This window comes from Streptomyces sp. OR43 (assembly GCF_008042275.1).
In the GTDB taxonomy this organism is placed as follows: Bacteria; Actinomycetota; Actinomycetes; order Streptomycetales; family Streptomycetaceae; genus Streptomyces.
Genome location: NZ_RDBK01000057.1, coordinates 1 through 4,925, shown reverse-complemented (window position 1 = coordinate 4,925; position 4,925 = coordinate 1). Strand labels below are relative to the sequence as shown.

Sequence of the window (4,925 nt, the reverse complement as noted above, 5' to 3'; positions counted from 1 at the left end):
CCCCGTAACCCCCGACTGGTGGTCCGTCGTGCCGCCCCCGCCCAGGAGATGAGCGCGACGGACCACCAGTCGGGGGTTACGGGGTGGGCAGGGGGACGTCCGTGATGAAGTGCTGCACGGACTGCGCACCGCCCGGCGCGGCGAGCGCGGTGAACGTCAGCTCGTAGTTGCTGCTGTCGTCGGCGGAGTGCTTGAGCGCGCCGCGGTCGGACACACCCGCGCGGGCGATCATGATGCGGTGCCGCTTCCCGCCGTAGATGACGTCGAGACCCAGCGCGATCTCCACCGTGTCCTGCGTCGAGCCGGAGCCGAAGCTGAGGAACTGCTTCAGCGGGGCCGGTGTCGTCACCGCCGCGGTCGACGTCATGGACGCCATCTGCACCTGGTAGTACAGGGCGAGGAGCTGCGCGGTGGTCTCCCGGAACGTCAGCTTGAAAGTTTGAGTCCTCTTCTTCGCGAGGTCGACGACGGGGGCGTCCTCACCCCATGCGTCGAGCTGGGTCCGCTCCTCGGCCAGGGCCTCTTCGAGACCGTCCGGGGTGATGAACCCCATGTCGGTGAAGTCGGCACCCCACGCGACCTCAGGGCCGAGAGGGAAGGTGCTGCCGACCTCAGCGGCGTAAGCCTTGCCCGCTGTGCCGACGATGATGTTCGCAGAGTCGCCCACGACGGGCCTCCTAGCTGTTCGGGAGGGGTGGGCGGACGCTCATCCCCAGGATCATGCCGACACGGCTGATGTCGGAGTTCGGGTCTTCGGGCCGGTCCTGCGGGCCGGTCTCCTCGGAGATGCCGGTGACGGTGCCGGTGTCGGTGCTGCGGCCGGGCAGCAGCTCCCACTCGGCGCGGACCCGCATCGCGAGACGCATCGCCGCACCTTCGGACACGTCGTAGCAGTCGATGGAGAACCGGGGCCGGTCGCGGGTGGCAGGGTCGGACCAGCCGCGCATGTCCGCTGTCCCGCCCACCCGCAGCACCCGAACCGCCGGGACCGCGCCGTTCAGCGCAGCACCCTCGGGCAGGCGCCCCACCACACGCACACCGGGCATGGCGGCGGTCAGCAGATCGATAGCGACCTGCTTGGAGTCGGGGAGGACCAGCGGGACCGTCATCTACTTGGCGGCCTTCGACTGCTCGGCGGGCGCGGCCGGCGTGCTCGCCTTCGTGGCCGGCTTCGGCTCGTCGACCTCGACGGCGAACCCCTTCCACCGGTGCACCTCGTCGGCGCGGACGTCGACGATCTCGCCGGGCTGCTGCTTGCCGCGAGGGAACGTCAACTTCATCTTGATCAGGTCCGTGTCAGCCATCGTGGGCCTCCTTGAGGGTGTCGCCGTGGGCGGACCGAACGACGCCCTCGGCCAGGAGCTGAGAGACGACGGCGATCATCAGGTTCTTGTTCTGGTCGGGCACGTCCGACCAGGGCTTACGCGAGGCCTCTCGGGTGGTGTAGCCGTGGTCCGGCGCGAGTTCCTCGTAGGTCTCGTGGAAGCGGCGTGCGATGGCCTCTGCGGCGTTCATCAGTGGTCGCCTCCTGCGGCGTCGAGTGCGTTGCCAAGTACGTGGTGAGGCAGATGGATACGCCTGCCGTTGCGGTCGGTCTGGCGGGTGCCGAACTCGACGTAGATCGCGTAGTGGACGGGTGCGTCAACATGAACCGCCCCGTCCTCGTCGGGCTGCGCAGCGCGGTGGATTGTGGCCCTGTACAGGCCGGTGTCGACCGGCGCGTTGGCCTTGGCGACTTCCACCACCCGGTCCATGCGGGCCCCAAGATCCGCCTGCACCTCGGGGAGGAAGACGAGAGTGTCGATGGCGTCGTCGTAGATCTCCACGTCGCTGCTCATCCGGCGACCTCCAGTAGCCGCACGGCCTGCCCGGACAGGGGCCCGGACTGCTGGGTGTCGTCGGGTACGCCGTCGACCTCCCACGTCCGCCCGTCCCACCGCACCCGCTGCCACTCCGAGACCTTGGGGGCGCGGCGAGGCATGAACAGCTCGGCGGTGGTGATGGTCTGGTCGCCTGCCGTCTTGGACTCGGTGGCGGCGGCGTAGTCGATCGTGCAGCCGTACACCACCGTGTCTGTGGCGTGCGCCCAGTCGCGGGTCTCCACGTTGTAGTCGCCCGCCACGAGCGGGGCGTCGAGGAGGATCACGGTCTGGCGGCCGATGTTGCCCGGCATCAGCCCACCACCAGCGGATAGATGACGAGCAGCCCAGCCACCCGCAGCACATCCACAGCGCCCGGCGCCAGGCGCGGAGCGGCCGACGAGGTCGACCCGCCGCTGCGGGCGAAGCGGCTGAATGACCGCTTGCCCGTCGACATGGCCTGCACGTCGTCCTGCGCGCCCGTCTCGTCGTCCCGCTCCATCACCCAATGCGCCTGCCGAACCGTCGCCTTAGCGAGAACGGCCTGCACCTCCGGGTCATCCGGGTCGTATGCGACGCCGTACAGAGCGACGTCGACCGCAGTCGACGCCAGCTCCAGCAGGCGTGCCGCATTCGCCGGCGCAGGCTCAGGGGCGAGCCATGCCGCGAGGTCGGCTTCGGACGCGTAGGCCACCGCTACTCCGTCGTCTCGGTGGTGTCGCCCGACTGCTCGGCGGCGCGGGCCTCTTCGACGACCTGGGCGTAGTCCTGGCAGTCAGCCTTGGTGGCGTCCTTGGCCTGCTCCGGGTCCATGCCGAGGGCGATGGCGTAGGCCTGCCACGTCTCCGCCTTGGCGTTCGCACCCGGCCGCTTCGGAGCCTCTTCGACCGCCGTCTCTGCCTTGGCCGGGGCCTTCTTGACGGGCTCGGCTTCAGGGGCGTCGTCGACGGGGACGAGGTGGCCGCGGGCGATCTGCTTGCGCATCTCGTCGGACAGCGGCTCGTCCAGGTGGAGGCGCAGGCCGCCCGCACCCTGGTACTCGCGGGTCACCATCAGTACGCCTTCGGGAGCTTGAAGACGGTGATGGTGCCGGTCGTGCCGGAAGCGAAGTCGACGTACAACTTCGTGCCCTTCTGCTGGAACCGGGCCGACGTGAACGGGCCGAGCCACTCGACACCGGTCGTGAGGGCGACCGTGGTGACCGAGTCGCCCTGGCCTGCCAACCACGCATGGGAGCCGGCGCCGGCCTTGACAGTGACGGCCTTCGCCGCGCCGGAGGTGTTCGTCACGCGGATGACAGTGCGCTCGGGGTCGGCGGCGTTGATGACGACACCGTTCGTGACGAGCGTGGAGTCGATGGTCGTCCCCGCCGGATCGGTGAGGTGACCGTTGGGGACGAGCGGGGTGTAGTTGACGGCTGTGCGTGCCATGGGAGGGCTCCCGGAGTCAGGGTCGGATGCGGTGACGAGGATCACGCCGGAAGGTCACGGCTGGACGAACGCCACAGCAATGCCGGTCGGGCGCAGGAGCTTCGCGCCGTACACGTGGAGACCACGGATGGCGTCGGCGATCGTCGACTGGAGGCGCAGCGCCTCGGTCTCCAGGATCTGGTCCGCGTAGGTGATGGCGCCCGGGTAGCCGACCTGCATGACCTGGACGGTGCCGGTCGGGTTGGGGGTGTTGTTCGACTTGAGGATGTCGAAGCCGGCCGCGCGCCCCGTCATGCCGTTGCGGAGGCCCTGCTCGCCACCAGAGGCGTCGACGCGGACGAACCGGTCGTCGCGAAGGAGGGCGCCCTCGAACTCGGGGCTCCCAACGAAGTAGCGCCCTTCGGTGGGGACGTTGGCGCGGTCGAGCTTGGCGCGCAGCGGCACGAGGACCTTGTCGTAGGCGTCCGTCGCCAACGCGAGGGAGATGGGGGAGCCTGACGTCCCGACGGTGTTCGCGGCGGCGACGCCGGTGTACAGGTTCGCAACGTAGGCGTCGGCCTTGTCGCGGAGACCGTAGGCGGCGTTCTGCGCCATCTGTGTCATCGGGTTCGTGAGCGCCTGCGCCTTGTCCACGTCGTCGATCTTGAAGGCGAAGTACTTGCCCTGGTCGATGACGAGGTCCGTGCCGGCGGTCTCGATGTCCTCGTAGGAGATCGTGTCGCCGGGCGCGTAGTCACCGATCGTCGGGTCGCCGATCGTCGTGATGTGCACCGACTGGCCCTGAGAGCTGATCTCGCCCTCGTAGTTGCGGTTGACGAGCTGCGGCTGGGCGTAGACAAGCGAGTTGCGGAGCGCGTCGAGGGTGAGCGCACTCCACAGCTCCGGCTTGAAGTTGGCGATGGACAACGGAGGCTCCTAGGGCATGTCAGCCGCCCAGGTAGGACTTGAAGCGTCCGTCCTTTACGGCCTTTGCGAGTTCTTCGGGGGTCATGCGCGCCACATCCGCTGCACCCAGTTGCCGCTTTCCACCGCCAGCCCCGTCCATCGGCGCTCCACCTGCGGGGGTGGGCTCCGGCTCCTGCTTCGGCGCCTTGGCCGCGAGCTTGGAGTTGGCCTCGACTGCCGCCTTCACCGCATCGCCGACCGCGGTGTCGAACCCGTCTGAGCTGGGGTCGAGCTTGGCGATGGCGTTGGCAAAAGCGCGGGAGTCGAGGAGTGCGTCGGGGTCGCCGCCGTGCCTCGATGCCGTTTTGTAGACGGCGAGTTCGACCTCTGTCTGACGGGCGCGATCGTCGGACGCCTTGGTCCGGGTCTGCTCCACGGCCAGTTGCTGGGCGAGCTCTTCGGGGGTGGGCGGTTTCGCTTCGTCGGTTTCCAGCCCGAACGCCTTGGCCACCCGCTTCATGAGGGTGTCCTGGTCGTCCTTGGCCTTCTGCTCTAGGGCTTCGCGCTTGGCCTTTTCGGCTGCGACGTCGCCTCGGAGGTTTTCGACGAGCTTCTCGAACCGTGCGGGATCGAAGTCGCCTTCGAACTTGGGCGCCTTGGCCTTGGGTTCGCTGGTCGGCTCGGTGGCCGGTTCGGGAGTTGTGGCGGTGGTGGGTGCGGCCGGCTCTGGCGGAGTCGGTGCGGCCGGGGG

General features: G+C 68.9%; 11 protein-coding genes. All 11 read right to left on the bottom strand.

Going from position 1 to position 4,925, the window contains the following annotated elements:
• Positions 1–76: 76 nt before the first annotated feature.
• Positions 77–667, bottom strand: coding sequence for a phage tail tube protein (locus tag EAO72_RS40280; protein ID WP_148022353.1), 591 nt, complete (start codon positions 665–667; stop codon positions 77–79).
• A gap of 10 nt (positions 668–677) precedes the next feature.
• On the bottom strand, positions 678–1,109 hold the full coding sequence (locus EAO72_RS40275) for a hypothetical protein (protein ID WP_148022352.1): 432 nt from the start codon (positions 1,107–1,109) through the stop codon (positions 678–680).
• Complete coding sequence (locus EAO72_RS40270; RefSeq protein ID WP_148022351.1) at positions 1,110–1,304, bottom strand: hypothetical protein; 195 nt, start codon at positions 1,302–1,304, stop codon at positions 1,110–1,112.
• A complete protein-coding gene (locus EAO72_RS40265) occupies positions 1,297–1,515 on the bottom strand; it encodes a hypothetical protein (RefSeq protein ID WP_148022350.1) in 219 nt (72 codons plus the stop codon). The genes EAO72_RS40270 and EAO72_RS40265 overlap by 8 nt, the downstream gene beginning before the upstream one ends.
• The gene (locus EAO72_RS40260) at positions 1,515–1,838 is read right to left on the bottom strand and encodes an HK97 gp10 family phage protein (protein ID WP_148022349.1); all 324 of its coding nucleotides are present in this window, start codon (positions 1,836–1,838) and stop codon (positions 1,515–1,517) included. The genes EAO72_RS40265 and EAO72_RS40260 overlap by 1 nt, the downstream gene beginning before the upstream one ends.
• Positions 1,835–2,173: a hypothetical protein gene (locus EAO72_RS40255; protein WP_148022348.1), complete on the bottom strand. Its 339-nt coding sequence runs from the start codon at positions 2,171–2,173 to the stop codon at positions 1,835–1,837. The genes EAO72_RS40260 and EAO72_RS40255 overlap by 4 nt, the downstream gene beginning before the upstream one ends.
• Positions 2,173–2,553: a head-tail connector protein gene (locus tag EAO72_RS40250; protein WP_148022347.1), complete on the bottom strand. Its 381-nt coding sequence runs from the start codon at positions 2,551–2,553 to the stop codon at positions 2,173–2,175. Before EAO72_RS40250 ends, EAO72_RS40255 begins: the two co-directional genes overlap by 1 nt.
• A 2-nt stretch (positions 2,554–2,555) precedes the next feature.
• Positions 2,556–2,912 carry a hypothetical protein gene (locus EAO72_RS40245; protein WP_148022346.1) on the bottom strand — a complete coding sequence of 119 codons (357 nt, stop codon included), beginning with the start codon at positions 2,910–2,912 and terminating at the stop codon, positions 2,556–2,558.
• Positions 2,912–3,289 carry a hypothetical protein gene (locus EAO72_RS40240; protein ID WP_148022345.1) on the bottom strand — a complete coding sequence of 126 codons (378 nt, stop codon included), beginning with the start codon at positions 3,287–3,289 and terminating at the stop codon, positions 2,912–2,914. Before EAO72_RS40240 ends, EAO72_RS40245 begins: the two co-directional genes overlap by 1 nt.
• Positions 3,290–3,343: 54 nt before the next feature.
• Positions 3,344–4,195, bottom strand: coding sequence for a phage major capsid protein (locus EAO72_RS40235; protein ID WP_148022344.1), 852 nt, complete (start codon positions 4,193–4,195; stop codon positions 3,344–3,346).
• 19 nt (positions 4,196–4,214) lie between these two features.
• Positions 4,215–4,925, bottom strand: a 711-nt coding sequence (locus EAO72_RS40230; RefSeq protein ID WP_148022343.1) for a hypothetical protein, incomplete at its 5' end; no start/stop codon positions are given.